The sequence below is a fragment of the Spirillospora sp. NPDC029432 genome, from assembly GCF_040703975.1.
Lineage (GTDB): Bacteria > Actinomycetota > Actinomycetes > Streptosporangiales > Streptosporangiaceae > Spirillospora.
On the sequence record NZ_JBEZWH010000013.1, the window covers coordinates 23,802 to 47,060 of the forward strand.

Below are 23,259 nucleotides of genomic sequence, written 5' to 3' on the forward strand. Positions count from 1 at the left end.
ACGGGACAACCGCCGCCGCCCGGGTTGACCTGATCCAGCCTAGACGACCGCGGGGCGGACGCTGTTTGGTGAAGCCAGACAAACCCAAGGAGCGCCCCATGTCCCAGGAAGAGGAAGAGTTCCTCGAGAAGCTGCCCACCGACCTGATCTTCCGGCTGCCGCAGACGTTCGACACCGTGGAGGAGGAGCGCCGGCACCGCAAGGAGCGGCTGGCCGCGGCGCTGCGGATCTTCGGGAAGTTCGGCTTCGAGGAGGGCGTGGCCGGGCACATCACCGCCCGCGACCCCGAGCGCGCCGACCACTTCTGGGTCAACCCGTTCGGCATGTCGTTCAAGCACATCAAGGTCAGCGACCTGATCCTGGTGAACCACCAGGGCCAGGTGGTGGAGGGCCGCTACCCGGTGAACGAGGCCGCGTTCGCCATCCACTCCCAGATCCACCAGGCCCGGCCGGACGCGGTGGCGGCGGCGCACAGCCACTCGACCTACGGCCGCGCGCTGTCGGCGCTCGGGCAGCCGCTGGAGCCGATCACGCAGGACGTGTGCGCGTTCTACCAGGACCACGGCGTGTTCGACGACTACACCGGCGTGGTGACCGACCTGGAGGAGGGCAAGCGCATCGCGGCCGCCCTCGGCGGCAACAAGGCGGTCATCCTGCGCAACCACGGGCTGCTGACCGTCGGCGACACCGTGGACGCCGCCGCCTGGTGGTTCATCACGATGGAGCGCTCCTGCCAGGTGCAGCTGCTGGCCAAGGCCGCCGGCACGGTGGTGCCGATCGAGCACGAGAACGCCGTCCTGACGCACGGCCAGATCGGCAACGACCTGGTGGGCTGGATCAACTACCAGCCGCTGTACGACCAGATCACCCGGGAGCAGCCCGACCTGTTCGACTGACGGCCACCGGCACCCCCGGCGTTCGTGCTGGTGGGAGCCATCCGCGATGATCGGTGCATGGCATTGCGGGTGGCACTCATCGGGTACGGCACCGGGGGCGCGGTCTTCCACGCACCGCTGATCGCCTCGGTTCCCGACCTGCGGCTGGAGGCCGTGGTGACCGGGAACCCCGAGCGGCGGGAGGCGGTGCGGCGCCGGTATCCGGACGCGCGGGTCCTGGAGAGCGCCGACCGGCTCTGGGAATCGCCCGAGGCGTACGACCTGGTCGTGGTCACCGCGCCGAACCGGCAGCACGTGCCGCTGGCCCGGACCGCGCTGACCTCCGGCCTGCCGGTCGTGCTGGACAAGCCGGTCGCGCCCACGGCGGCCGAGGCCCGCTCGCTGGCGGCGCTGGCGGCGGTCCGCGGGCTGCCGGTGATCCCGTTCCACAACCGGCGCTGGGACGGCGACTTCCGCACGGTGCGGCGGCTCGTGCGCGAGGGGGCGCTCGGGACCGTCCAGCGGTTCGAGTCGCGGTTCGAGCGCTGGCGGCCGGAGATCAAGCCGGGCTGGAAGGAGAGCGCCGACCCCCGCGACGCCGGCGGGATCCTGTACGACCTGGGCTCGCACCTCATCGACCAGGCGGTGACGCTGTTCGGCCGGCCGGAGCGGGTGTACGCCGAGATCGACGTGCGCCGGTCCGGGGCCTCCGCGCCCGACGACGTCTTCGTCGCGCTCGCCCACGCCGGCGGGGCGCGCTCGCACCTGTGGATGAGCGCGACGGCGGCGCAGCTCGGGCCGCGGTTCCGGGTGCTCGGCTCGGCCTCCGGGTACACGGTCTCCGGGATGGACCCGCAGGAGAAGGAGCTGCGCGCGGGCCGCACGCCCAAGGACGCCGGCTGGGGCCAGGTCCCGCCCGAGGCGTACGGCCGGCTGGGCACCACGGCGGCCGACCGGCCGGAGCCCACCGAGCCGGGCGCGTACCAGGAGTTCTACGCCGAGGTCGCGCGGGCGCTGCGCGGCGGCCCTCCCCCGGTCGCGCTCGCCGACGCCATCACCGGGCTGGAGGTCGTCGAGGCGGCGATCCGCTCGGCGGAGAACGGGCGGCCGGTCCCGGTTCAGTAGCGGAGGTCGGCCACCAGCCCGTAGTGGTCGGAGGGCAGGACGCCGCCGACCGGCTCGGTGCCGAGCAGCTCGCAGTGCACCGGGTGCCCGGCGCCGCCCGGGCGGGGCCAGGCCGAGAGGATGTAGTCGATCCTGCGGTCGGGCCACAGCACCGGCTCGGTCCAGGGGTTGGTGCGGGCCCAGGTGTGGCCGGGCGTGCCGTCTCCGGCCGTCTCCCACGCGTCGTAGAAGACCAGGCCGGGCGCCGCCACGGCGGCCCGCCCGGTGAGGGCGCGGATCTCGTCGCTGCCGGGGTCGGCGTTGAAGTCGCCGGCCACCACCAGCGGCGCCTGGACGTCGGCGACCTCGCGCGCGAACGCGCCCAGCTCGCGGACCTGCTCCTGGCGCTGCCCGCTGTGGCCCAGCTTCCAGCCCAGCCCGGCGCCGATCACCTCGACCGGGCCGCGCGGCCCGGCGGCCCGCGCGTACAGGGCGTGCCCGGCGTCCCAGATCCTCCCGGCCGGGTCGCCGAGGCGGCGCTCCTCCCGGCGGTCCAGCGGCCAGCGGGACAGGATCGCGATGCCCGACCCGGGGTCGCCGCCGAACACGTGGTGGGGCAGCCCGAGCGCGCCCTTGAGGCGTCCGGCCTGTGACGACTCCTCGTCCTCCCACGCCTCCACCAGCACGAGGACGTCCGGATCCGCCGCCAGCAGCGCGGCGAGCAGCCCGCGCTCGCGGTCCTGCCACGGTCCATACCGGGCCCAGGTGTTCCAGGTCGCCACCCGCGCGGTCGTCTCGATCAGCGGTCCGTACGGGCGCTCGATGTCATAGGCCATGATCGCGGCCTACCCGGGTTCAGAGCACGGATACGTGGACGTGGTCGTAGTGGTTCTGGGTGACGCTGCCGCGGTCCTCCATCTGCCGCCAGCCGCCGCTGCCGCGCATGTCGTAGATGCGCTGGCGCCAGATCACGTACTTGATCCCGAACCGGGAGGCGTTGTCGATGACGTACTGGGCGACCGCGTCGCCGTGGGCGCGGGCGGAGGCGCTCGGCATCTGGCCGCCGGTGCTCTCCATGAAGTCGCAGGCCCGGCCGGAGCCGTGGTCCTGCGGGTCGCCGGGGCGGGCGCAGCCGATGGCGGGGAACGGGCCGAACTTGGAGTCGACGGCGTTGAGCACGGTGCGCATGCGGGCGGTCATCGAGTTGCCGGTGATCGTCGACTTGGTGCCGCCGCTCACCCCGTCCGGCCGGCCGGACGAGCCGCCCGACGACGGGGTCTCGGGCTTGTACTTGGCCATCAGCTTGCGGACGCGGGTGCGCTGGCCCTCCAGGTCCTCGATCTCCTTGCGGACCTGGTCGACCTTGGCGCCGGCCGCCTGCCGCGACTTCGTTGCCTGGACGGACAGCTTCTGCAGGTCCTGGACGCGCCGGCCGTTGTTGCGGGACAGGTGCTCGAGGACGGCGGCGTCCCGGACGGCGGCGTTGGGGTCGCCGGCGGTGACCAGCGGGATGGTGTCCATCCGGCCGCTCATGTACGTGGAGGCGGCGATCCGGCTGACGTCGCCGCGGGCGGTCTCGTACTCGCGGCCGAGCCGCTCGGCGTCGGCCTTGGCGCGCTTGGCGGCCTTCTTGGCCTCGTCCAGCGTGATCAGCTCGCCGCGGTACTCCTTGGAGAGCGCGCTGGCCCGCTTCTCCAGCTTGGCCAGCTCCTTCGCCGGGTCCTTCTTCGGCTCGGCCGCGGTGCCCGCGGCCTGCGGCAGCGCGGCCGTGATCGCCGCCACCGCCACGACGGCGACACCGCGCCGGGCGATGCGGGAACGGAAGGAGCCGCGCTTCGCGCCGTCGGGACCGTGGGCCGCCACTGCTTTCTCCTTAGCACCATCCAGCAAGATTGGCGGCACGCTACCACAGACCCGTAATTGACTTGCGATACTCAGATCAATACGCAGAGTCACCTTAAAACTACCGGAAGGGGGCCTTATCGCAATATGAAGGGGAGTGCGAGGCGCCCGGATGGCGCCCGCACCACGCGATCGCCCCCCGCCCGCGGCGCGGCGGGCAGGGGGCGGTTACGGCTCCGGCGGGGCCGGGGGGGTGTGAGGTGACTCACGTGGAACGGGCCGGACGAGAGCGGAGGGCGAGGGGCGGGCGGGGGACCGCGGCCGGATCAGAGGCCGACGAGGTCCTCCCAGCGGGGGACGCGGGCGCGGGCGCCCAGCCGCATGCCGGCCTCGGCCGGGGTGCGGTCGCCCTTGCGGTTGTTGCACTTGCCGCAGGCCAGGACGGTGTTCTCCCAGGAGTCGGCGCCGCCGCGCGAGCGCGGCATGATGTGGTCGATGGTGTGACCGCGCCGGCCGCAGTAGCCGCACAGGCCGCGGTCGCGCAGGTAGACGCCGCGCTTGCTCCAGGGCGGGCGCCGGCCGTGCCGCCAGCGCATCGCCACGTACCGCACGAGCCGCAGCACCCGCGGCACGGGGTAGCGGCCCATGGTGCGGCCCTCCTCGGCCTCCTCCACCACGGCCACCTCGCGTACCAGCATGCGGATGGCGTGCCGCAGGTCGACTTTCTGCAGCGGCTCGTACGACGCGTTCAGGACGAGTACGTTCACCGGTCACCTCCTTTCCGTCCACTCCGCCGTGAATGGCCGAACGCCGAGGCGATCGCCAATGAACGGCGGAAGAATGGCCCGCTAATTGCGGGAACCTTCCGGGCATTCCGAAAGGCCCACCTCAGAGTGCCGATTCCCGCGGTGGACGGCAAGGCGTTTTTCCGGCCGGACGGCCCGGCGCGCAGGGCCGTCCGGCGCCCGGCGGCCGGCCGGCCGGGGCGTCACGGGCGAACGGGAAGTCGCGCGGAAAGGGAGGCTACGGCGACGTTCCGTGAAGGTACGGAAGATCAGCGGCGGCGGCCTGGTACTCGCACGACTCGCGCTGGCGGCGGAACCCGAGTTCCTCGTTGACGGCCAGCATGTGCGCGTTGTCGCCGGCGTTGTCGGTCTCGATCTCGCGGACCTCGGGGCGCTCGGCGGCCAGCCACTCCAGCATGGCGGCCTTGACCCAGATCCCGATGCGGCGGCCGCGGTGCTCGGGGACGACCGCGGTGTCGTACTGCGCGGCCCGCTCCGGCGCGTCGGCCGGGACGACGATCTCGGTGAACCCGGCGACGGTGGTGCCCTGGACGGCGGCCACGGTGTAGAGGTCGTCGCCGCGCTTGGCGACCATCTCGGCCATCTCGCGGACGCGCGCGGCGTCCCACGGCAGCCCCTCGTACTCGGCGAGGTCGGCCATCGCGTCCTTGGCGCGGGCCAGCGCGTCGGCGTACTCGTCCGGCACGGCGCCGCGCCAGCGGACCAGCTCGTACCCGGCCGGGCCCGCCGCGACCAGCTCCGGCACCCGGTGCGGCGGCAGGTCGTCCAGGCTCAGCAGCAGGCCGCTGAGGGTCAGGACGCAGACGAAGCCGTGCGACTCCAGGAACGGGACGGCGGGCGTGCCCGCCAGGACCTGGGCGATGACGCTGCCGCGCCCGTCGGCGCGCAGCCCCTCGGCCGCGACCGCCATCAGCCGGGTGCCGAGGCCGTGCCGCCGGTACCCCGGCCGGACCCGGATGTCGATCTCCCCCGGCCGGTCGGCGCCCGGCCCGCCCGGCAGCCGCAGCTCGGCGACCGCGACCGCCGCGCCGTCCTCGACCGCGGCCCACAATCGGCGCTCCGCGCCCATCAGATGGCGCGCCGTCTGCTCCAGGGCGGGCGCGGGGTCGCCGGCCGGCTCCGCCGCGTGGACCGCCACGAGCACGGCGTGCCACTGCTCGATCTGCTCGTCCGTCGGATCATCGAGCGTGATGACGTCCATCCACCCTGTTCTACAGGATCGCGGCGCTCGTCACCGGGTGAACGCGGCCAGGATCCGCTCGGCGGCCAGCGCGGGCGTCAGCGTGCCGTCGGCGACCGCGCGCTCCAGGTCGGGCGCCATGTCCCGTACGGCGGGGTGCTCGTGCAGCTCGGTGAGCAGCCGGTCGCGGACCATCGACCACGTCCAGCCGACCTGCTGGCGCCTGCGGCGCCGCTCCAGCTCGCCGCCGGCTGCCAGCCGCTCCTGGTGCTCGACCAGGTGCTCCCAGACGGTGTCCAGCCCCTTGTTGTCCAGCGCGCTGCAGGTCAGGACCGGCGTGTCGTGGACCCGTTCGTCGCTGCGCAGCATCCGCAGCGCCCCGGCCAGCTCCCGCGCCGCCCGCTTCGCCTCCATCGCGTGGGGCCCGTCGGCCTTGTTGACCGCGATGACGTCGGCCAGCTCCAGCACGCCCTTCTTGATGCCCTGGAGCTGGTCGCCGGTCCGGGCCAGCGTCAGGAAGAGGAACGAGTCGACCATCTCGGCCACCGTCGTCTCCGACTGCCCGACCCCGACGGTCTCGACGAGCACGACGTCGTAGCCCGCGGCCTCCATCACGACCATCGCCTCGCGGGTCGCCTTGGCCACGCCGCCGAGCGTCCCCGCGGTCGGCGACGGCCGGATGAACGCGTCCGGGTCGGCCGCCAGGCGCTGCATCCGCGTCTTGTCGCCGAGGATGCTGCCGCCCGTGCGGGTGGACGACGGGTCGACGGCCAGCACCGCCACCCGGTGCCCGGCGCCCGTCAGGTTGGTGCCCAGGGCGTCGATGAACGTGGACTTGCCGACCCCGGGCACGCCGGTGATGCCGATCCGGCGGGCGCCGCCGGCGTGCGGGGTCAGCTCCACGAGCAGCCGCTGGGCCAGCTCCCGGTGGTCGGGCCGGGTGGACTCCACGAGCGTGATCGCGCGGGCGATCCACGCCCGGGAGCCCTCCCGCACCCCTTCGACGTAGTCGTCGAGGCCGTGCCTCATGCGCGTTCCCCGGTCATGCGGCGCTGTGCCCCAGGCGGGTCGCGAGATCCTCCAGGAGCCCCGCCGCGGCGTCGGCGAGGACGGTGCCGGGCGGGAAGATCGCGGCCGCGCCGGCGGCGCGCAGCTCGTCGAAGTCCTGCGGCGGGATGACCCCGCCGACCACGATCATGACGTCGTCGCGGCCCAGCGCGGCCAGCTCCTCGCGCAGCGCGGGGACCAGCGTGAGGTGGCCGGCGGCCAGCGAGTTGACGCCGACGATGTGCACGTCGGCCTCCACCGCCTGCCGGGCGACCTCGGCCGGGGTCTGGAACAGCGGGCCCACGTCGACGTCGAAGCCCAGGTCGGCGAAGCCGGTGGCGATCACCTTCTGGCCGCGGTCGTGGCCGTCCTGGCCCATCTTGGCGACCAGGATCCGGGGCCGCCGGCCCTCGGCCTCCTCGAACGCGGCGGTGGCCGCGCGGGCCTTCTCGATCGCGCTCACCTTGCCCGCCTCCTCCCGGTACACGCCGGAGATCGTACGGATCTGCGCGGCGTGCCGCCCGTACGACCTCTCCAGCGCGTCGGAGATCTCGCCGACGGTGGCCTTGGCGCGGGCCGCGTCCACGGCCAGGGCGAGCAGGTTGTGCGCCAGGTCGGCCGGCCGGTCGCCGCGCTCGGCGGCCTCGGCCGCGTTGGTGAGGGCGTTCAGCGCGGCCTGGGCGGCGGTCTCGTCGCGCTCCTCGCGGAGCCGGCGCAGCTTCTCGATCTGCTGGGCGCGGACGGAGGCGTTGTCGACCTTGAGCACCTCGATGCTCTCGTCGGCGTCCGGCCGGTACTTGTTGACGCCGATGACGGGCTGGCGGCCCGAGTCGATGCGCGCCTGGGTGCGGGCGGCGGCCTCCTCGATGCGCAGCTTCGGCAGGCCCTCGTCGATGGCCTTGGCCATGCCGCCGGCCTCCTCGACCTCCTGGATGTGCCCCCACGCGCGGCGGGCGAGGTCGTAGGTGAGGCGCTCGACGTACGCGCTGCCGCCCCACGGGTCGATCGTGCGGGTGGTGCCCGACTCCTGCTGGAGGAGCAGCTGGGTGTTGCGCGCGATGCGGGCGGAGAAGTCGGTCGGCAGGGCCAGCGCCTCGTCGAGGGCGTTGGTGTGCAGCGACTGGGTGTGCCCCTGCGTCGCCGCCATCGCCTCGACGCAGGTGCGGGCGACGTTGTTGAAGACGTCCTGCGCGGTCAGCGACCAGCCGGAGGTCTGCGAGTGCGTCCGCAGGCTCAGCGACTTGGGGTTCTTCGGGTCGAAGCCCTTCACGAGCTTCGCCCAAAGGAGGCGCGCGGCGCGGAGCTTGGCGACCTCCATGAAGAAGTTCATGCCGATCGCCCAGAAGAACGACAGCCGCGGCGCGAACGCGTCGATGTCGAGCCCCGCCTCGCGGCCCGCCCGGATGTACTCCACGCCGTCCGCGAGGGTGTAGGCCAGCTCCAGGTCGGCGGTGGCCCCGGCCTCCTGGATGTGGTAGCCGGAGATCGAGATCGAGTTGTACTTCGGCATCCGCTGCGAGGTGAACGCGAAGATGTCGGAGATGATCCGCATCGACGGCCGCGGCGGGTAGATGTAGGTGTTGCGGACCATGAACTCCTTGAGGATGTCGTTCTGGATGGTGCCGCCCAGCTGCTCGGGCTTCACCCCCTGCTCCTCGGCGGCCGCGATGTAGAGCGCCAGGACGGGCAGCACCGCGCCGTTCATGGTCATCGACACGGTCATCCGGTCGAGGGGGATCCCGTCGAACAGCTGCCGCATGTCGTAGATCGAGTCGATCGCCACGCCCGCCATGCCGACGTCGCCGGCCACCCGCGGGTGGTCGGAGTCGTAGCCGCGGTGGGTGGCCAGGTCGAACGCCACCGACAGGCCCTTCTGCCCGGCGGCGAGGTTGCGCCGGTAGAAGGCGTTGGACTCCTCGGCGGTGGAGAACCCGGCGTACTGCCGGATCGTCCACGGCTGGGTGGCGTACATCGCCGGGTACGGGCCGCGCAGGTACGGCGCGATACCCGGGAGGGTGTCCAGGAAGTCGAGGCCGGCCAGGTCGTCGCCGGTGTAGAGGGGCTTGACCCCGATGCCCTCGGGGGTGTCCCAGGTCTCGGCGTCCGGGTCGCGCCCGGTGGCGTCGGCGACGGCCGCACGCCAGCGCTTGGCGGCCTCCTCGGCGGGGGCCGCCGTCCCGAGCCCGATCTCGGAGAAGTCGGGGATCATCGGTTCACTCCTAGATCGTCGAGGGTGGTCTCCAGCACGTCCACCGCGTCGCATCCGGCGAAGACGTGGGAGTCCACTCCCTCGTAGGAACCCTTACCCGCCAGCCAGACCTTCACCGCTCCGGCCTCCTTGAGGGCGCGGGCGGCCTCCTCGGCCTGCTCGGCGTACAGCTTGTCGCTGGAGCACAGGCACGCGACGGCCGCGCCCGAGGCGGCGAACGCGCCCGGCTCGCCGGCGACGGTCTCGATCCCGCCGGCCTGGAACAGGTTGGCGGCGAACGAGGCGCGCGCGGTGTGCACGGCGATCGGCCCCAGCGTGGCCAGGAAGACCTTCGGGCGGGCGCCGGTGGCCGCGGCGTGCGCGTCGGAACGGTCCCGCAGCGCCTCGAAGTCCTGCGCGTACCGGACGACCGGCAGCCCGCCGGGCGCCGCGGCGGGGCCCTCGGGGGCCGGCGCGCGCTCGGGCAGCCTCTCGGCCAGGTTCGGGAACTCGCTGACGCCGGTCAGCGGGGCCTTGCGGCGCGCGAGGTCCCTGCGGCGGCGCTCCCAGGTGGCGGCCAGCCGGCCGGCGACCAGGCCGGATTCGAGGGCGGCGGCCAGGCCGCCGGCCTTCTCGATCTCGGTGAACCAGGTCCATGCGGCCTGGGCCAGCTCCTCGGTGAGCCGCTCGACGTACCAGGACCCGCCCGCGGGGTCGACCACGCGGGCCAGGCTGGACTCCTCCAGCAGCAGCGTCTGGGTGTTGCGCGCGATCCGGCGGGCGAAGTCGTCGGGCAGGCCGAGCCGGGCGTCGAACGGCTGGACGGTGACGGCGTCCGCGCCGCCCACGCCGGCCGCGAACGCGGCGACGGTGGTGCGCAGCATGTTCACCCACGGGTCGCGGCGGGTCATCATCGCCGAGGAGGTCACCGCGTGCAGCCGGGCGATCCGCGCGTCCCCGGCCGCGCCGGCCGGGTCGCAGACCTCGGCCACGCGGGCCCACAGGCGCCGCGCGGCGCGCAGCTTGGCGATCGACATGAACTGGTCGGCGTTGACGGCGAGCCGGAACTCCAGCTGCCCGAACGCCTCGTCCAGGCCCAGGCCGGCGTCCGTGAGGGCGCGCAGGTAGGCGACCCCGGCGGCCATCGCCGCGCCGAGCTCCTCGGCGTCGCCGCCGCCCGCGTCGTGGTACGGGGTCGCGTCGACCGTGATCGCGCGCAGCCGGGGGAACTCGCGCGCGCACCGCACGGCGAGCGCGGCGGCCTCGGCGAGCGGCGCGGCCGTGCCGGTGCGGGCCTGGAGGCCGAGCGGGTCGGCGCCCAGGTTGCCGGCGGCCTCGGCGGCCTGCCCGCGCTCGGCGACCAGCGCGAGGAACGCCTCGGCGGCCCGCGCGGTGTCGGCGCCCGCGTCCAGCACGACGGGCGCCAGGTCCAGGTGGACGCCGCGCAGCACCTCGGCGAGCGCGTCGGCGGGCGGGCCGGCCTGGCCCAGCTCCAGCCACAGCGAGGTGGCGCCGTTCTCAAGGTCGGCGAGGACGGCCTCGCGGGTCGCCGCCGGGTCGGGGTGGGCGTGCCGCTGCCGGACGTCCCAGCCCGCCAGGCCCTCGCCCTCCGGCCGCACCTCGCGGAGGCGGGGCGCCAGCCCCGGCCTGCCGGGCGCGGCGTCGCCGGCCGTGTACAGCGCTGCCACCGGCACGCCGTCGTACGAATCGCGGGTCAGCAGACCCTCGATCTCCTCCAAGGGGGTGTCGTCGCTCGCCACGCCGGACTTGCGGAGCACCCCTCTCACCATCTCCCGCCACCGGTCGCGTTCCGCCGGGGGGAAGGCGGCGGCCAGTTCGAGTTCTTCAGGCGGCACCGTCATGCCCTGGATGTTAGGCGAGCAAGTGCTCACCGATTCCGGCCGGGGCCCGTTCAGCGGGACCGGGCGGGGGCCGGGCGGGGGGCCGAGCGGGGCCGAGCAGGGCCGCGCGGGACGAAGGTCCCGGTTACCGGCCGGGCCGCCGGGAAGGGGGAGGCCATGACTCCAGAACCGCTGCCCGGCGATCTCTACCAGATGCAGGACCTGCTCGACGAGCGCGAGAAGGACATCCTGGCGCGCGTCAGGGCGTTCCTGGAGGCGAAGGTCGCGCCGATCGCCAACGAGTGCTGGGCGCGTGCCGAGTTCCCGTTCGATCTGGTGCCGGAGTTCGGGAAGCTGGACATCGCGGGGCTCGGCTACGACGAGTGCCCGGGAGAGCCGCCGAGCAGCATGCTGACCGGGTTCCTGGCGCTGGAGATGGCGCGGGTGGACCCGTCCATGGCCACGTTCTTCGGCGTGCACTCGGGGCTGGCGATGGGCAGCATCGCCCGCTGCGGCTCCCCGGAGCAGCGCCGGCGGTGGCTGCCGGAGATGGGGCGGATGGAGAGGATCGGGGCGTTCGCGCTCACCGAGCCCGGCGGCGGCTCGGACGTCTCCCTCGGGCTGCGCACCACCGCCCGGCGCGAGGGCGGCACGTGGATCCTGAACGGCGCCAAGCGCTGGATCGGGAACGGCACGTTCGCCGACCTGCTGGTCGTCTGGGCCAAGGACGAGGCGGACGACAAGGTCAAGGGGTTCGTGGTGGCGGGCGACAGCCCCGGGCTCACCGCCACCAGGATCGAGCACAAGATCGCGCTGCGCACCGTGCAGAACGCCGACCTGGCGTTCGACGGCTGCCGGGTGCCCGAGGCCGACCGGCTGCAGGGGGCGGAGGGGTTCCGCGACACCGCCGCGATCCTGCGCCGCACCCGCAGCGGCGTGGCCTGGCAGGCGGTCGGCGTGATGCTGGCCGCCTACGAGATCGCCCGCCGGTACGCGATCGAGCGCGAGCAGTTCGGCCGGCCCATCGCCAAGTTCCAGCTCGTCCAGGACCTGCTGGTGCGGATGCTGGGCAACGCGACCGCCTGCCTGGGCATGGTGGTGCGGCTCGCGCAGCTCCAGGACGCGGGCCAGTACCGCGACGAGCACTCGGCGCTGGCCAAGGCGTACTGCACCAGCCGGATGCGCGAGGCGGTGGGCTGGGGGCGCGAGCTCATGGCGGGCAACGGGATCGTCCTGGACTACGACATCGGCCGGTTCGTGGCCGACTCCGAGGCGCTCTACTCCTACGAGGGCACCCGGGAGATCAACACGCTGATCGTCGGCCGCGCCGCCACCGGGATGGGCGCGTTCGTCTGAGAGCGCGGCTGAGGGCGCGGCGCTTCCGGGGCACCCCGGATCGGCGTTCCGGCCGGGCATTGCTAATCTTCGGGCGTAGCCTCGCCCCCGAAGACAGACAAGAGGGAAATACGCATGTCGACTGGCAGCCACGCGGGACGGCCGAAGTCCTGGATCGCCGTGGCCGTGATCTTCATCGGTTTCACCGTGGGCGGGGTGGCGCTGTGCCTCGGCCCGAACTGGCCCATGTTCTGGGCCGGTGCCGGGGTCGTCGTCCTCGGCGGGGTGCTCGCCCTGCTCGTCGACATCATGACCGACGTCGTCACCGACTGACGCCCGCGGCGCCGTGCCGCCGCCCCGATCGTCCCCCGCTCGCCGGGCGGTTCCCCGCCCGGCGTCCCGAGCGGGGGACGACGCCGTTCCGGCCGCCTTCGCGGCCGCGGGTCACCGGCCGCGCCAGCGGGCGCGGGCGGTGTCGTCCGGCGGGCGCCGCCGGCCGCCCAGGTAGATCAGGGCGACGAGCGCCAGGACCGCGACGGCGCCGAGGACGAGGAGCAGTCCGAGCGCGGTCGAGCCGTCCGCCATCGCCACCACCTTCCTTTCCCTCGGGGGCGTTCTCCCTTTTCCGCTGTTTTCGGCTTGCCCGTGACACGCCCGGCGAACCGGCCCCGCCGGGGTCGAGGGATGCGAACCCGCCCGCCGCCACGTAACGTCGGGGTGGCCCCGAAGACGCGGCCGCCTTCGACGCCCCCGAGCACCAGGTGGTGGGGATGGCCCTCAGGTTCGGAGTCGAGGAAGAGTACTTCGTCGCCGACCCAAGCTCCCGGAAGGTCGTCCCGCGCGCGCCCGCCGTGGTGGAACGGGCGTCGGCCACGCTGGGCGAGCGGGCCTCGACCGAGCTGATCGACTTCCTCGGCGAGGCGAAGACCAGCCCGTGCCACGACTCGGCCAAGCTGGCCGAGCAGGTCGCGGAGATGCGCTCGGCGATGGCCGCGGCCGCGGCCGCCGAGGGCCTGCGGCTGGTCGCCACCGGCACGCCGGTGCTGGGCGAGCTGCTGCCGCCGCCGATCGGCGCGGGCGCGCGGTACGCCGAGAGCCTGGCCACCTACCGGGCGCTGGACGACGAGCAGTGCATCTGCTCCTGCCACGTGCACGTCGAGATGCCCGATCCGGGGCGCGCCGTGCTGGTCAGCAACCATCTGCGGCCGTGGCTGCCGGCGCTGCTGGCGCTGTCGGCCAACTCCCCGTACTGGGCCGGCCGCGACACCGGGCACGCCTGCTGGCGGGTGATGTCGTGGGCGCGCTGGCCGGTCGCGGGCCCGCCGCCGTTCTTCCGCTCCCCCGAGCACTACGAGGAGCTGGTGGAGACGCTGCTGGGCTGCGGGGCGCTGATGGACACCGCGACGATCTTCTGGGACGTGCGGCCGTCGGCGCGGCTGCCCACGCTGGAGGTCCGGCTCGGCGACGTGGCGATGACGGCGGCCGAGTCGGTGCTGTTCGCCGTGCTGACCCGGGCCCTGGTGCAGGTCTCGCTGGACGCCGTCGAGGCTGGCGAGCCGGCCCCCGAGCCCCCGCCCGAGCTGCTGCGCGCCGCGTACTGGCTGGCCGCCCGCAACGGGCTGGCGGGGGACGGCGTCGACGTCCGCACCGGCCGGCCGGTCCCGTTCCGAGCGCTGGCCGGCGACCTGCTGGCGCACGTGCGGCCCGCCCTCGCCCGGACCGGCGACCTCGGCCTCGTCGCCGCCGGGATGCGGGAGCTGCTGGACCGGGGCACCGGCGCGGAGCGCCAGCGGGCGGCCTACCGGCGCCGCGATCTGCTCACCGACGTGGTGGACGCCGCGATGATCCCGGTGGCCGGTGCCGGCGGCCCGGGTGAGCCCCGCCACCCACCCGCGGGCTGAACGGACGCTATCCTCCCTGGTAGAGATGGGGACCGGGCCGGCCCTCGCGGCCCGTACACCCTCGTTTTTCGGCACGGCCGGAGGGGTAGCGGTCAGGATGGAGGCCGCGTCCCGGCCGGGGAGGACTCGCGTATGACCCTGCACCATCCGCTCCGTCCGATGGTGCGCACGGCCCCGCCGGCGCGGAGCCGCAGATGACGGGGCCGCAGACGACCGGGCCGCAGATGACGGGGCCGGACGAGACGTTCGTGCATCCGGCGCTGTTCTACCGGGACGCCGACGAGTACCTCGCCGGGACGCTGCCGTTCGTCCTGGAGGGGCACGCGGCCGGCGAGCCGGTGGCCGTGGCCGTCCCGCCGGCCCGGCTGGAGCCGCTGCGGGCGGCGGTGCGCGCCGCGGGCGGCGGCGCGGCCGAGCACGTGCGGTGGCTCGACATGACCGAGGCCGGGCGCAACCCCGGCCGGATCATCCCGGGCGTGCTGCGGGCGTTCGCCGACCGGCACGCGGGCCCGGTCCGCATCATCGGCGAGCCGATCTGGCCGGGCCGCTCGGCCACTGAGTACCCCGCCTGCGTGCTGCACGAGGCGCTGATCAACCTGGCGTTCGCCGGGCGGGACGCCACGATCCTGTGCCCGTACGACGTCGCGGGCCTCGACCCGGACGCGATCGCCGACGCGCGCGCCACCCACCCGGTGATCCGCGACGGGGACGGGGAGCGGCCCAGCCCCGAGTACGCGCCCGGCCGGGTCATCGAGGACTGCAACCGGCCGCTGCCCGAGCGGGCGGACGTGGAGCCCACGCCGTTCGACCTGGACGCCATCCCCCGGGTCCGCGCGATCGCGCTGCGGACCGCCGCCGAGCTCGGGCTCGGCCCCCGCCGGGCGGGCGATCTGGAGCTGGCGGTCAACGAGCTGGCCGCCAACTCGGCGCGGCACGGCGGCGGCACCGGCCTGCTGCGGATCTGGGCGGAGGACGGCCATGTCGTCTGCGAGGTCCGCGACGCCGGGCGGATCACCGATCCGCTGGTCGGGCGGATCCCGGTGGGGCTCAGCACCGGCGGCGGCCGCGGCGTGCTCATGGTCAACCACCTGGCCGACCTGGTGCGGCTGCGCACCGGGCCCGAGGGCACCACCATCCGCGCCTACATCAGGATCTGACCGCGGACCGGGTCTCCGGACCGCCCTCAGCGGGCCGTCAGGGGGCCGTCAGGGCGCGGTGGCCCGGCCGATGCCGGCGAGCGACTCGGCGAGCAGCGGGCCGTTCCCCTCGGCCGCCGCGTACCGGGCCAGGACGGCGGACACGAACAGCGCCAGGACCCGCGCGGCCAGCTCCTGCTCCGGGCTCGGGGAGCGGCCGTAGGCCGCCAGGAACGCGGCGCGCGACGTCCCGGAGAACCCGCCGTACGCCAGCGACAGGTCGATCGCGGGGTCGGCCGCGCACAGGTCGCCCCAGTCGATGACGCCCGCGGCGGCGCCCTCGCCGTCCACGAGCAGGTGGCGGACGTGCAGGTCGCCGTGGCACACCGCGGTCGCGCCAAGCGGCGGCGCGCCATGGGCGCGCTCCAGCAGCGCCGCGGCGGCCGGGTCCGGTTCCCAGAGCCCGGCCCGCGCCAGCTCGTCCAGCTCCGCCCGGGCCCGGCCGGCGCGGGACGCGGCGTCGCCCCGCCGCATCGGGTCGCGGGGCAGGGCGGGCAGGTCCGGCTCCGCGAGCAGCGCGGGGTCGTGCAGCGCGCGCAGGAACCGGCCCGCGCCGGCGGCCGCGCGCTCGCGGCCGGCCTCGGGGAGCCCCGACTCGGCGAGCTCGCGTCCCGGCACGAGCCGGGCGCCCCAGAACGGCCACGGGTACTCCGGCGAGCCGCCCTCGGCCACGTACTCGGGCACGGGGACCGGCAGCGGCAGCCGAGGCGCGAGCACCGGCAGCGCCGCGATCTCCCGTTCGGCCAGCGGGACCGCGATCGAGCGGCGCGGGAAGCGGAAGACCCACGTGCCGCGCGCCGTGAAGACGGTGTTGTCCCAGCCGGCGGCCAGCGGCTCCATGGGCGCGTCGCGGAACTCCGGCCAGCGGCCGGCCGCCAGCCGCCGCGCCAGCTCGGGGCCGACCTCGTGCTCGGGGGCCCACTGCGGGGGCGTCGCGTCCATGACGGAAGACGCTACCGGACCCGGAGTTACTGACAAGTAGTCCAATGCTCTAGGCTGCGTTCGGACTTCCGACGAGAGGGGCGGCCGCGCATGGGCGGGAACAGGGACTTCACCGGCAAGGTGGTCGTGGTCACGGGCGCCGCGCGCGGCCTCGGCGCGCTGCTGGCCCGCGGGATCGCGCGCCGCGGCGGCCGGGTCGCCCTGCTCGGCCTGGAGCCGGACGAGCTGGCGAGGACGGCCGGGGAGTGCGGGAACGGCGCCCGCTGGTGGGAGGCCGACGTCACCGACGACGCCGCGCTCGCCGCGGTGGCCCGGGAGGTCGCGGAGCACTTCGGCCGGATCGACGTCGTGATCGCCAACGCGGGCATCGCCACCGGCGGTCCCGTCGAGTACTCCGACCCGCGCACGTTCAACCGCGTGATCGAGGTCAACCTCCTCGGCAGCGTCGCCACGGCCCGCGCGTTCGTCCCGGCGCTGCGCGCGAGCAGGGGCCACTTCTTCCAGGTCGCCTCGCTGGCCGCGCTGTGCGCCGCCCCGATGATGGCCGCGTACGCGGCGAGCAAGGCGGGCGTGGAGGCGTTCGCGCACTCGCTGCGCGCCGAGCTGGCCCACCACGGCGTCGGGGTCGGGATCGGCTACCTGAGCTGGACCGACACCGACATGGTGCGCGGCGCCGACCGCAACGAGGCGCTGCGCCGGATGCGCGCCGGCCTGCCGTGGCCGGCCAACCGCACCTACCCCCTGGAGCCCACCGTCGGCCGGCTCCTGGACGGCGTCGCCGCCCGCCGCCCGCACGTGTACGGGCAGCGCTGGCTGCCCGCCATGCAGGCCGCCCGCGCGCTGCTGCCCGCCGTCATCACCCGCCACGCCCGGCGCGTCATGGCCGGCCACGAGCGCGACTGGCTGGCGGCCGGTGCCGAGACCGGCCTGGTGGGGGCGGGCGGCGCGGCCGCCGAATCCGGCGGCTGACACTTCGTCCCGCCATGAGGGCTTTCCCTGCGCGATATCCGGGTAGCGCACCGAGTGAAGCCGCCCGGGCCCGAAGCCGACGCGGAGGGAATGGTCCAGGTGCAGCTCTTGCAGGTGACGACACGCTCACACGCCCGCCACACCGTCCTCACGCTCAGCGGGGAACTCGACGTCACGAACCTCGACGACCTCTGCGACCACCTGCGCGCGGCCTGCCGGACGCGCGGCGACCGCATCGTCCTCGACCTCAGCCGGCTCACGTTCATCGACTCCAGCGGGCTGTCGGTCCTGGTCGAGTACGACGCCGCCGTCCGCGGCACCGGCGGCGCCCTCTCTCTGGTCGCGCCGCGCCCGCAGGTCAGCAAGGTCCTCAGCGTGACGGGCCTGAACCGCCGCCTCACCGTGCACGAACGCCTGGAGGACGCCGTCACCTGACGGCACCGCCCGTTAGACCGCGGGCCCATCGGGCAGAGGCCCCTGCATGGATCACTCGCAGGCTCCCGTGCTCGACGCGATCGCGGCGTACCGGCGCGAAGGGCAGACCCCCTTCACCCCGCCCGGCCACAAGCAGGGCCGGGGCGCCGACCCGCGGGCGCGCGCGATCCTGGGCGACGCCGTGTACGGCTCGGACCTCCTCGCGATCTCCGGGCTCGACGACCGCCGCTCCACCCATGGGGTGCTGGAACGCGCCCAGGAGCTGATGGCCGACGCCGTCCACGCCGAGCGGACGTTCTTCTCCACGTGCGGCAGCTCCCTGTCGGTCAAGAGCGCGATGCTGTCGGTCGCCGGTCCCGGCGAGAAGCTCCTCGTCGGGCGGGACGCGCACAAGTCGGTCGTGTCCGGCCTCATCCTCAGCGGCGTCATGCCGATCTGGGTCGAGCCGCAGTGGGACCCGGAACGGCACCTGGCGCACCCGCCGTCCCCCGAGGCGTTCGCCGCCCGGTTCGAGGAGCACCCGGACGCGCGCGGCGCCCTCGTGACCAGCCCCACCCCGTACGGCACCTGCGCCGGCCTGGCCGCCATCGCCGCCGTGTGCCACCGCCGCGGCCGGCCGCTGATCGTGGACGAGGCGTGGGGGGCGCACCTGCCGTTCCACCCGGACCTGCCGTCCTGGGCCATGGACGCGGGCGCCGACGTCTGCGTCACCAGCGTGCACAAGATGGGCATGGGCCTGGAGCAGGGCTCGGTCTTCCACCAGCAGGGCGATCTCGTCGACCCGGTCGTGCTCAAGGCCCGCGAGGACCTGCTCGGCACCACCAGCCCCTCGGTGCTGCTGTACGCCGGCCTGGACGCCTGGCGGCGGCAGATGGTGGAGGAGGGCCGCGGGCTCCTCCAGAACGCCCTCGACCTCGCCGCGCACGCCCGTACCGAGATCGCGCGGATCCCGGGCCTGCACGTCGAGCGGGACGCGTTCCTCGCGGCGGGCCGCGCGCACGACCTCGACCCGCTGCAGATCGTCATCGACCTCACCGCGCTCGGCTGCTCCGGCTACCGGGCCGCCGACCGGCTCCGCGAGACCCACCGCGTCAACCTGCACCTGGCCGACCACCGCCGGATCAGCGCGCAGATCACCCAGGCCGACGACAAGGACACCGTCTCCGCCCTCCTCGCCGCGCTGCGGTACGTGTCCGAGCACGCGGCCGAGCTGCGCGGCGCCCCCGCCGTGCGGGTGCCCGACCCGGGCGGGCTGCGGCTGGAGCAGGTCACCCTGCCCCGCGACGCCTTCTTCGGCGCGGCCGAGCACGTCCCGGCGGCCGAGGCCGCGGGCCGGCTGTCCGCCGAGATGCTGACGCCGTACCCGCCCGGCATCCCCGCCGTCCTGCCCGGTGAGCGGATCAACGCGCCGGTCATGGACTACCTGCGCACCGGCGTCGCCGCCGGGATGGTCGTCCCCGACGCCGCCGACCCGGCGCTGGACACCGTGCGGGTCCAGATCGAGGAACCGTCCTAGCGAAACGTCCCAGCGAACCGTCCCACCGAAACGAGGAACCGTGAAGGCAGTCGTCATCAACTGCACGCTCAAGCCGTCGCCGGAGCCGTCCAACACCGGCGCCCTCACCGAGATCGTGGTCGGCGAGCTGGAGAAGCGCGGAGTGGACGTCCACCAGATCCGCGCCGTCGACCACGACATCAAGCCGGGCGTCCAGACCGACATGGGCGAGGGCGACGCCTGGCCGGACATCCACCGCCGGCTCGTCGAGTCGGAGATCCTGGTCATCGCCTCCCCCACCTGGGCCGCCAACCCGTGCTCGATCGCCCAGCGGGTCCTGGAGCGGATGGACGCCATGCTGTCGGAGACCGACGACGACGGCCGCCCCATCTGCTTCAACCGGGTCGCCGGCGTGGTCGTCACCGGCAACGAGGACGGCGCCCACCACGTGATCGGCCAGATCCAGCACTCGCTGAACGAGTTCGGCTACACCGTCCCGGGCCAGGCCTGGACGTACTGGAACCAGGGCCCCGGCCCCGGCTCCAGCTACCTCGACTCCGACGCGGGCAAGGACTGGTCGGCCTCGACGGGCCGCGCGATGGCCTCCAACCTGGTCGCCGCCGCGGAGGCGCTGGCGGCCCGCCCCATCCCCGCCCCGCCGTCCTGAGCCGCGGGGCGCCCGGCCTGGCGCGCCGCGGCGCCCGTCACGGCTGGAAGCGGTAGCCCATGCCGGGCTCCGTCAGCAGATGGCGCGGGTGGGTGTGGTCCGGCTCCAGCTTGCGGCGCAGCTGGGCCATGTACTGGCGCAGGTAGTGGGTCTCGCTGGTGTAGTGCGGGCCCCACACCTCCGCCAGCAGCTGCCGCTGGCTGATGAGCTTGCCCGGGTTGCGGACGAGGATCTCCAGCAGGTGCCACTCGGTCGGGGTCAGCCGCAGCGCCGTCCCGTCCGCGGCGGTGACGGTCTTGCCCGCCAGGTCGACGGTGTGCCCGCCGACCGCCACCGACGGGACCGACTCGCCCGGCCCCACCCGGCGGGACACCGCCCGGATCCGCGCGACCAGCTCCTCGATCGTGAACGGCTTGGTCACGTAGTCGTCCGCGCCGGCCTCCAGCGCCTCGACCTTGTCCCGGCTGCCGGCCCGGCCGGACAGCACGATGATCGGTGTCGGCGTCCAGCCGCGCAGGCCGTGGATGACGTCCAGGCCCTCGATGTCGGGCAGCCCGAGATCCAGGACGATCAGGTCGGGATGCCAGGAGCCCGCCTTGCGCAGCGCCTCGGTGCCGTCCGCGGCGGTGTCCACCTCGTAGTCGCGGGCGCGCAGGTTGATCCGCAGCGCCCGCAGGATCTGGGGTTCGTCGTCGACGACCAGCACTCGCGTCATGGTGGTCCATTCTCCGCCACCGGCAGCACGACGATCATCGTGAGCCCCCCGCCCGGGGTGTCCTCGGGGACGACCTCGCCGCCCATCGCCTCGGTGAGCCCCCGGGCCAGCGCGAGCCCGAGCCCCACACCGCCGTGGCCGCCGCGGTCGTCCAGCCGCTGGAACGGCCGGAACACCCGGTCCCGCTCCGCGGCCGGGATGCCCGGGCCGCGGTCGGCGATCCGCAGCTCGACCCGGTCCCTGATGGCGCCCGCCGACACCAGCACGGGCCGCCCCGGCGGGCTGTAGCGCAGCGCGTTCCCGACCAGGTTCACCAGGACGCGCTCCAGCAGCGCCGGATCGGCCTGGATCTCGGGGAGGCCGGGCGGGATCTCCACCGCGACGTCCCGGCGGGCCCGCGGGCCCAGGTCGTCCAGCGCGCGCGGGACGATCTCGTCGAGCGCCAGCGGCTGGGTGAACATGCCCAGCGCCCCGGCCTCCAGCCGGCTCATGTCGAGCAGGTTGGCGATCAGCCGGTCGAGGCGTTCGAGGGACTCGTTCGCCGTGTCGGCCAGCTCGGCGCGCTCCTCCGGCGTCCAGTCGATGCCGGTGTTCCGCAGGCTCTCCACCGCGGCCTTCGCCCCGGCCAGCGGGGTGCGCAGGTCGTGGCTCACCGCGTTCAGCAGCGCCGTGCGCATCCGGTCGGCGGCCTCCAGCGGCCCGGCCCGCTCCGCCTCCGCCGCCAGCCGCCGGTGCCGCAGCGCCGCGGCGGCCTGCGCGGTGAACGCCTCCAGGACGCGCCGGTCGGCGGCCGGGAGGGTGCGGCCGCGCAGCGCCAGCACCAGGCCCTCCCCCGCCGGGACCGCCGTGTCGGCCTCCTCCGGGACGGTGCAGGGGCGCCCGCCGGAGGTCGCCACGACCTGCCAGCGCTCGTCCGCGCGTTCCAGCAGCGTCACCGACACCAGCCCGAACGTCTCCCGGAGCCGGGACAGCAGGACGTCCAGCGCGTGCTCGCCGCGCAGCACGTTCCCCGCCAGCGTGAACAGCACCTCGGCCTCGGCCCCCAGCTCCGCCGCCCGCCGCGAGCGCCGCGCCGAGTGGTCGACCACCGCGCTCACCGCCACCCCCACCAGCACGAACACCGCCAGCGCCAGCAGGTTGTCGGACTCCGCGATCGTCCAGCGGTGGTACGGCGGCGTGAAGTACCAGTTGAGCAGCAGGAACGCGGCGACCGCCGAGACCAGCGCGGGCCACATCCCGCCGAGCAGCGCGATGCCGACGACGGCGGCGAGAAAGAGCAGGATGTCGCCCGGCAGCGACACGTCGTCCCGCACCCGCGCCAGCCCGGCGGTCATCGCGGGCAGCCCGGCCGCCGCCAGCGCGAACGCGCCCGCCCGCCGCGCCCACGACACCCCCGGCGGCCGGCGGCGGGCGCCGCGCGTGCGCCGCCGCGCCTGCCCGTGGTTCACGATGTGCACGTCGATCGAGCCGGACAGCGCCGTCGTGCCGGCGCCGACGCCCGGCCGCAGCAGCCGCGCCGCCGGCCGCCGCCGCGACGCCCCCAGGACCAGCTGCGTCGCGTTCACCGCACGGGCGAAGTCGATCAGCGCCCGCGGCACGTCGTCCCCCACCACCTGGTGGAACGTGCCGCCGAGCCCCTCGACGGCCGCCCGCAGCCCGGCCGGCACGCCGCTGCGGCCTCCCGCCGGCACGACGTGCACGGCCAGCAGGTCGGCCCCCTTGGACCGCGCCGCGATCCGCGCCGCCCGCCGGACCAGCGTCTCGTTCTCCGGGCCGCCGGTGACCGCCACCACCACCCGCTCGCGCGCCTCCCACGTGCCCGCGATCCCGTGCTCGGCGCGGTAGCGGCCGAGCTGCTCGTCCACCTTCTCGGCCAGCCACAGCAGCGCCAGCTCGCGCAGGGCGGTCAGGTTGCCGACGCGGAAGTAGTTCGACAGCGCCGCGTCGACCTTCTCGGGCGGGTACACGTTCCCGTGCGCCATCCGCCGCCGCAGCGCCTCCGGCGCCATGTCGACCAGCTCCACCTGCGCGGCGCGCCGCACGACCTCGTCGGGCACGGTCTCCCGCTGCGCGACGCCGGTGATCTCCTCGACGACGTCGTTCAGCGACTCCAGGTGCTGGACGTTCAGGGTGGACACGACGTCGATCCCCGCGTCCAGCAGCCGCTCGACGTCCTGCCAGCGCTTGGCGTTCGCGCCGCCCGGGACGTTCGTGTGCGCCAGCTCGTCCACCAGCGCCACCTCCGGCGCCCGCGCCAGCACCGCGTCGACGTCCATCTCGGTGAACTCCGCGCCCCGGTAGACCGCCCGCCGGCGCGGGACGCACTCCAGCCCCTCCAGCAGCGCCGCCGTGAGCGCCCTCCCGTGAGGTTCGGCGAACGCGACGACGACGTCGGTCCCGCGCGCCGCCCGCCGCCGCCCCTCGGCGAGCATGGCGTACGTCTTCCCCACCCCGGGAGCGGCACCCAGGTAGACGCGAAGCTCGCCCCGCCGCATGACCACCCCCTTCCGGCCGCTCCCCATCATCCCGGCGCCCTCCGCCCGCTGCGCCGCCGCACCCCTGGCGACCGGCGTCCCGCCCCGGACGCAGGTCACGCGGGAGCGAAGCGGCGACGGCAGAGTCCTCCCCAGCGCGGTGGAAGTGGACACCACAGCCCGGCCGGCGGGCGGCGCGCAACGGGCGATGCCGCCGAGCACGTGCGGCCGGGGCCTGCGGGTGGAC

General features: G+C 74.8%; 21 protein-coding genes. 10 read left to right on the forward strand and 11 right to left on the reverse strand.

The features are described from left to right. Window positions 1–98: 98 nt before the first annotated feature. On the forward strand, window positions 99–896 hold the full coding sequence (locus AB0881_RS13165) for a class II aldolase/adducin family protein (protein WP_366616791.1): 798 nt from the start codon (window positions 99–101) through the stop codon (window positions 894–896). 57 nt (window positions 897–953) lie between these two features. Next, entirely contained in the window at window positions 954–2,000 is a 1,047-nt protein-coding gene (locus tag AB0881_RS13170; protein WP_366616793.1) for a Gfo/Idh/MocA family oxidoreductase, read from the forward strand. Here AB0881_RS13170 and AB0881_RS13175 read toward each other — a convergent pair. From AB0881_RS13175 to AB0881_RS13205, 7 genes are all read right to left on the reverse strand, one after another. Then, a complete protein-coding gene (locus AB0881_RS13175; protein ID WP_366616794.1) occupies window positions 1,994–2,815 on the reverse strand; it encodes an endonuclease/exonuclease/phosphatase family protein in 822 nt (273 codons plus the stop codon). The two genes, AB0881_RS13170 and AB0881_RS13175, sit on opposite strands and share 7 nt — an antisense overlap. Window positions 2,816–2,834: 19 nt before the next feature. Then, window positions 2,835–3,842 carry a hypothetical protein gene (locus tag AB0881_RS13180; protein WP_366616795.1) on the reverse strand — a complete coding sequence of 336 codons (1,008 nt, stop codon included), beginning with the start codon at window positions 3,840–3,842 and terminating at the stop codon, window positions 2,835–2,837. A 305-nt stretch (window positions 3,843–4,147) separates the two neighbouring features. After that, window positions 4,148–4,588, reverse strand: coding sequence for an HNH endonuclease (locus AB0881_RS13185; protein WP_366616797.1), 441 nt, complete (start codon window positions 4,586–4,588; stop codon window positions 4,148–4,150). A gap of 256 nt (window positions 4,589–4,844) precedes the next feature. Next, a complete protein-coding gene (locus AB0881_RS13190; protein WP_366616798.1) occupies window positions 4,845–5,828 on the reverse strand; it encodes a GNAT family N-acetyltransferase in 984 nt (327 codons plus the stop codon). A gap of 30 nt (window positions 5,829–5,858) precedes the next feature. After that, window positions 5,859–6,836, reverse strand: a complete 978-nt coding sequence (meaB, locus tag AB0881_RS13195) for a methylmalonyl Co-A mutase-associated GTPase MeaB (RefSeq protein WP_366616800.1) — start codon at window positions 6,834–6,836, stop codon at window positions 5,859–5,861. Window positions 6,837–6,849: 13 nt separating this feature from the next. Then, the gene (gene scpA, locus AB0881_RS13200; protein ID WP_366616802.1) at window positions 6,850–9,063 is read right to left on the reverse strand and encodes a methylmalonyl-CoA mutase; all 2,214 of its coding nucleotides are present in this window, start codon (window positions 9,061–9,063) and stop codon (window positions 6,850–6,852) included. Then, window positions 9,060–10,904, reverse strand: a complete 1,845-nt coding sequence (locus tag AB0881_RS13205) for a methylmalonyl-CoA mutase subunit beta (RefSeq protein ID WP_366616803.1) — start codon at window positions 10,902–10,904, stop codon at window positions 9,060–9,062. Before AB0881_RS13205 ends, scpA begins: the two co-directional genes overlap by 4 nt. A 156-nt stretch (window positions 10,905–11,060) precedes the next feature. Between AB0881_RS13205 and AB0881_RS13210 the strand changes: the two genes are divergently transcribed. Together AB0881_RS13210 and AB0881_RS13215 are read left to right on the forward strand one after the other, a co-directional pair. After that, window positions 11,061–12,239 (forward strand): acyl-CoA dehydrogenase family protein, encoded by a 1,179-nt coding sequence (locus AB0881_RS13210; protein WP_366616805.1) that lies wholly within the window; start codon window positions 11,061–11,063, stop codon window positions 12,237–12,239. Window positions 12,240–12,353: 114 nt separating this feature from the next. Further along, the gene (locus AB0881_RS13215) at window positions 12,354–12,551 is read left to right on the forward strand and encodes an HGxxPAAW family protein (RefSeq protein WP_366616807.1); all 198 of its coding nucleotides are present in this window, start codon (window positions 12,354–12,356) and stop codon (window positions 12,549–12,551) included. A 111-nt stretch (window positions 12,552–12,662) separates the two neighbouring features. Here AB0881_RS13215 and AB0881_RS13220 read toward each other — a convergent pair whose 3' ends face one another. Next, complete coding sequence (locus tag AB0881_RS13220) at window positions 12,663–12,803, reverse strand: hypothetical protein (protein WP_366616808.1); 141 nt, start codon at window positions 12,801–12,803, stop codon at window positions 12,663–12,665. Between the two features lie 185 nt (window positions 12,804–12,988). Between AB0881_RS13220 and AB0881_RS13225 the strand changes: the two genes are divergently transcribed. Both AB0881_RS13225 and AB0881_RS13230 read left to right on the forward strand, forming a co-directional pair. Further along, window positions 12,989–14,119, forward strand: coding sequence for a glutamate--cysteine ligase (locus AB0881_RS13225; RefSeq protein WP_366616809.1), 1,131 nt, complete (start codon window positions 12,989–12,991; stop codon window positions 14,117–14,119). 194 nt (window positions 14,120–14,313) lie between these two features. Further along, window positions 14,314–15,276: a sensor histidine kinase gene (locus AB0881_RS13230; RefSeq protein ID WP_366616810.1), complete on the forward strand. Its 963-nt coding sequence runs from the start codon at window positions 14,314–14,316 to the stop codon at window positions 15,274–15,276. A 48-nt stretch (window positions 15,277–15,324) separates the two neighbouring features. Here AB0881_RS13230 and AB0881_RS13235 read toward each other — a convergent pair whose 3' ends face one another. Further along, window positions 15,325–16,257, reverse strand: coding sequence for a phosphotransferase (locus AB0881_RS13235; RefSeq protein WP_366616812.1), 933 nt, complete (start codon window positions 16,255–16,257; stop codon window positions 15,325–15,327). A 90-nt stretch (window positions 16,258–16,347) separates the two neighbouring features. Here AB0881_RS13235 and AB0881_RS13240 point away from each other — a divergent pair, with 90 nt between their 5' ends. The 4 genes from AB0881_RS13240 to AB0881_RS13255 all read left to right on the forward strand — a co-directional run bounded on the left by AB0881_RS13240 (window position 16,348) and on the right by AB0881_RS13255 (window position 19,823). Continuing rightward, window positions 16,348–17,226, forward strand: coding sequence for an SDR family oxidoreductase (locus AB0881_RS13240; protein WP_366616814.1), 879 nt, complete (start codon window positions 16,348–16,350; stop codon window positions 17,224–17,226). Between the two features lie 114 nt (window positions 17,227–17,340). Beyond that, complete coding sequence (locus tag AB0881_RS13245; protein ID WP_366616816.1) at window positions 17,341–17,661, forward strand: STAS domain-containing protein; 321 nt, start codon at window positions 17,341–17,343, stop codon at window positions 17,659–17,661. Between the two features lie 46 nt (window positions 17,662–17,707). Then, entirely contained in the window at window positions 17,708–19,177 is a 1,470-nt protein-coding gene (locus tag AB0881_RS13250; RefSeq protein ID WP_366616818.1) for an ornithine decarboxylase, read from the forward strand. Between the two features lie 40 nt (window positions 19,178–19,217). Further along, window positions 19,218–19,823, forward strand: a complete 606-nt coding sequence (locus tag AB0881_RS13255) for an NAD(P)H-dependent oxidoreductase (RefSeq protein ID WP_366616819.1) — start codon at window positions 19,218–19,220, stop codon at window positions 19,821–19,823. Window positions 19,824–19,860: 37 nt separating this feature from the next. Here the strand turns inward: AB0881_RS13255 and AB0881_RS13260 are convergent, their stop codons facing one another. Both AB0881_RS13260 and AB0881_RS13265 read right to left on the reverse strand, forming a co-directional pair. Beyond that, on the reverse strand, window positions 19,861–20,538 hold the full coding sequence (locus AB0881_RS13260; RefSeq protein WP_366616821.1) for a response regulator: 678 nt from the start codon (window positions 20,536–20,538) through the stop codon (window positions 19,861–19,863). Continuing rightward, entirely contained in the window at window positions 20,535–23,033 is a 2,499-nt protein-coding gene (locus tag AB0881_RS13265; protein WP_366616823.1) for a DUF4118 domain-containing protein, read from the reverse strand. Before AB0881_RS13265 ends, AB0881_RS13260 begins: the two co-directional genes overlap by 4 nt. Between the last annotated feature and the right edge of the window lie 226 nt (window positions 23,034–23,259).

What these genes read in the sequence shown, in the direction of transcription:
- AB0881_RS13165 (WP_366616791.1), top strand. Translation starts at nt 99, where the DNA reads ATGTCCCAGGAAGAGGAAGAGTTCCTCGAGAAGCTGCCCACCGACCTG.
- AB0881_RS13170 (WP_366616793.1), top strand. Translation starts at nt 954, where the DNA reads ATGGCATTGCGGGTGGCACTCATCGGGTACGGCACCGGGGGCGCGGTC.
- AB0881_RS13175 (WP_366616794.1), bottom strand. Translation starts at nt 2,815, where the DNA reads ATGGCCTATGACATCGAGCGCCCGTACGGACCGCTGATCGAGACGACC.
- AB0881_RS13190 (WP_366616798.1), bottom strand. Translation starts at nt 5,828, where the DNA reads ATGGACGTCATCACGCTCGATGATCCGACGGACGAGCAGATCGAGCAG.
- meaB (WP_366616800.1), bottom strand. Translation starts at nt 6,836, where the DNA reads ATGAGGCACGGCCTCGACGACTACGTCGAAGGGGTGCGGGAGGGCTCC.
- scpA (WP_366616802.1), bottom strand. Translation starts at nt 9,063, where the DNA reads ATGATCCCCGACTTCTCCGAGATCGGGCTCGGGACGGCGGCCCCCGCC.
- AB0881_RS13205 (WP_366616803.1), bottom strand. Translation starts at nt 10,904, where the DNA reads ATGACGGTGCCGCCTGAAGAACTCGAACTGGCCGCCGCCTTCCCCCCG.
- AB0881_RS13210 (WP_366616805.1), top strand. Translation starts at nt 11,061, where the DNA reads ATGACTCCAGAACCGCTGCCCGGCGATCTCTACCAGATGCAGGACCTG.
- AB0881_RS13215 (WP_366616807.1), top strand. Translation starts at nt 12,354, where the DNA reads ATGTCGACTGGCAGCCACGCGGGACGGCCGAAGTCCTGGATCGCCGTG.
- AB0881_RS13220 (WP_366616808.1), bottom strand. Translation starts at nt 12,803, where the DNA reads ATGGCGGACGGCTCGACCGCGCTCGGACTGCTCCTCGTCCTCGGCGCC.
- AB0881_RS13225 (WP_366616809.1), top strand. Translation starts at nt 12,989, where the DNA reads ATGGCCCTCAGGTTCGGAGTCGAGGAAGAGTACTTCGTCGCCGACCCA.
- AB0881_RS13230 (WP_366616810.1), top strand. Translation starts at nt 14,314, where the DNA reads ATGACGGGGCCGCAGACGACCGGGCCGCAGATGACGGGGCCGGACGAG.
- AB0881_RS13235 (WP_366616812.1), bottom strand. Translation starts at nt 16,257, where the DNA reads ATGGACGCGACGCCCCCGCAGTGGGCCCCCGAGCACGAGGTCGGCCCC.
- AB0881_RS13240 (WP_366616814.1), top strand. Translation starts at nt 16,348, where the DNA reads ATGGGCGGGAACAGGGACTTCACCGGCAAGGTGGTCGTGGTCACGGGC.
- AB0881_RS13250 (WP_366616818.1), top strand. Translation starts at nt 17,708, where the DNA reads ATGGATCACTCGCAGGCTCCCGTGCTCGACGCGATCGCGGCGTACCGG.
- AB0881_RS13260 (WP_366616821.1), bottom strand. Translation starts at nt 20,538, where the DNA reads ATGACGCGAGTGCTGGTCGTCGACGACGAACCCCAGATCCTGCGGGCG.
- AB0881_RS13265 (WP_366616823.1), bottom strand. Translation starts at nt 23,033, where the DNA reads ATGCGGCGGGGCGAGCTTCGCGTCTACCTGGGTGCCGCTCCCGGGGTG.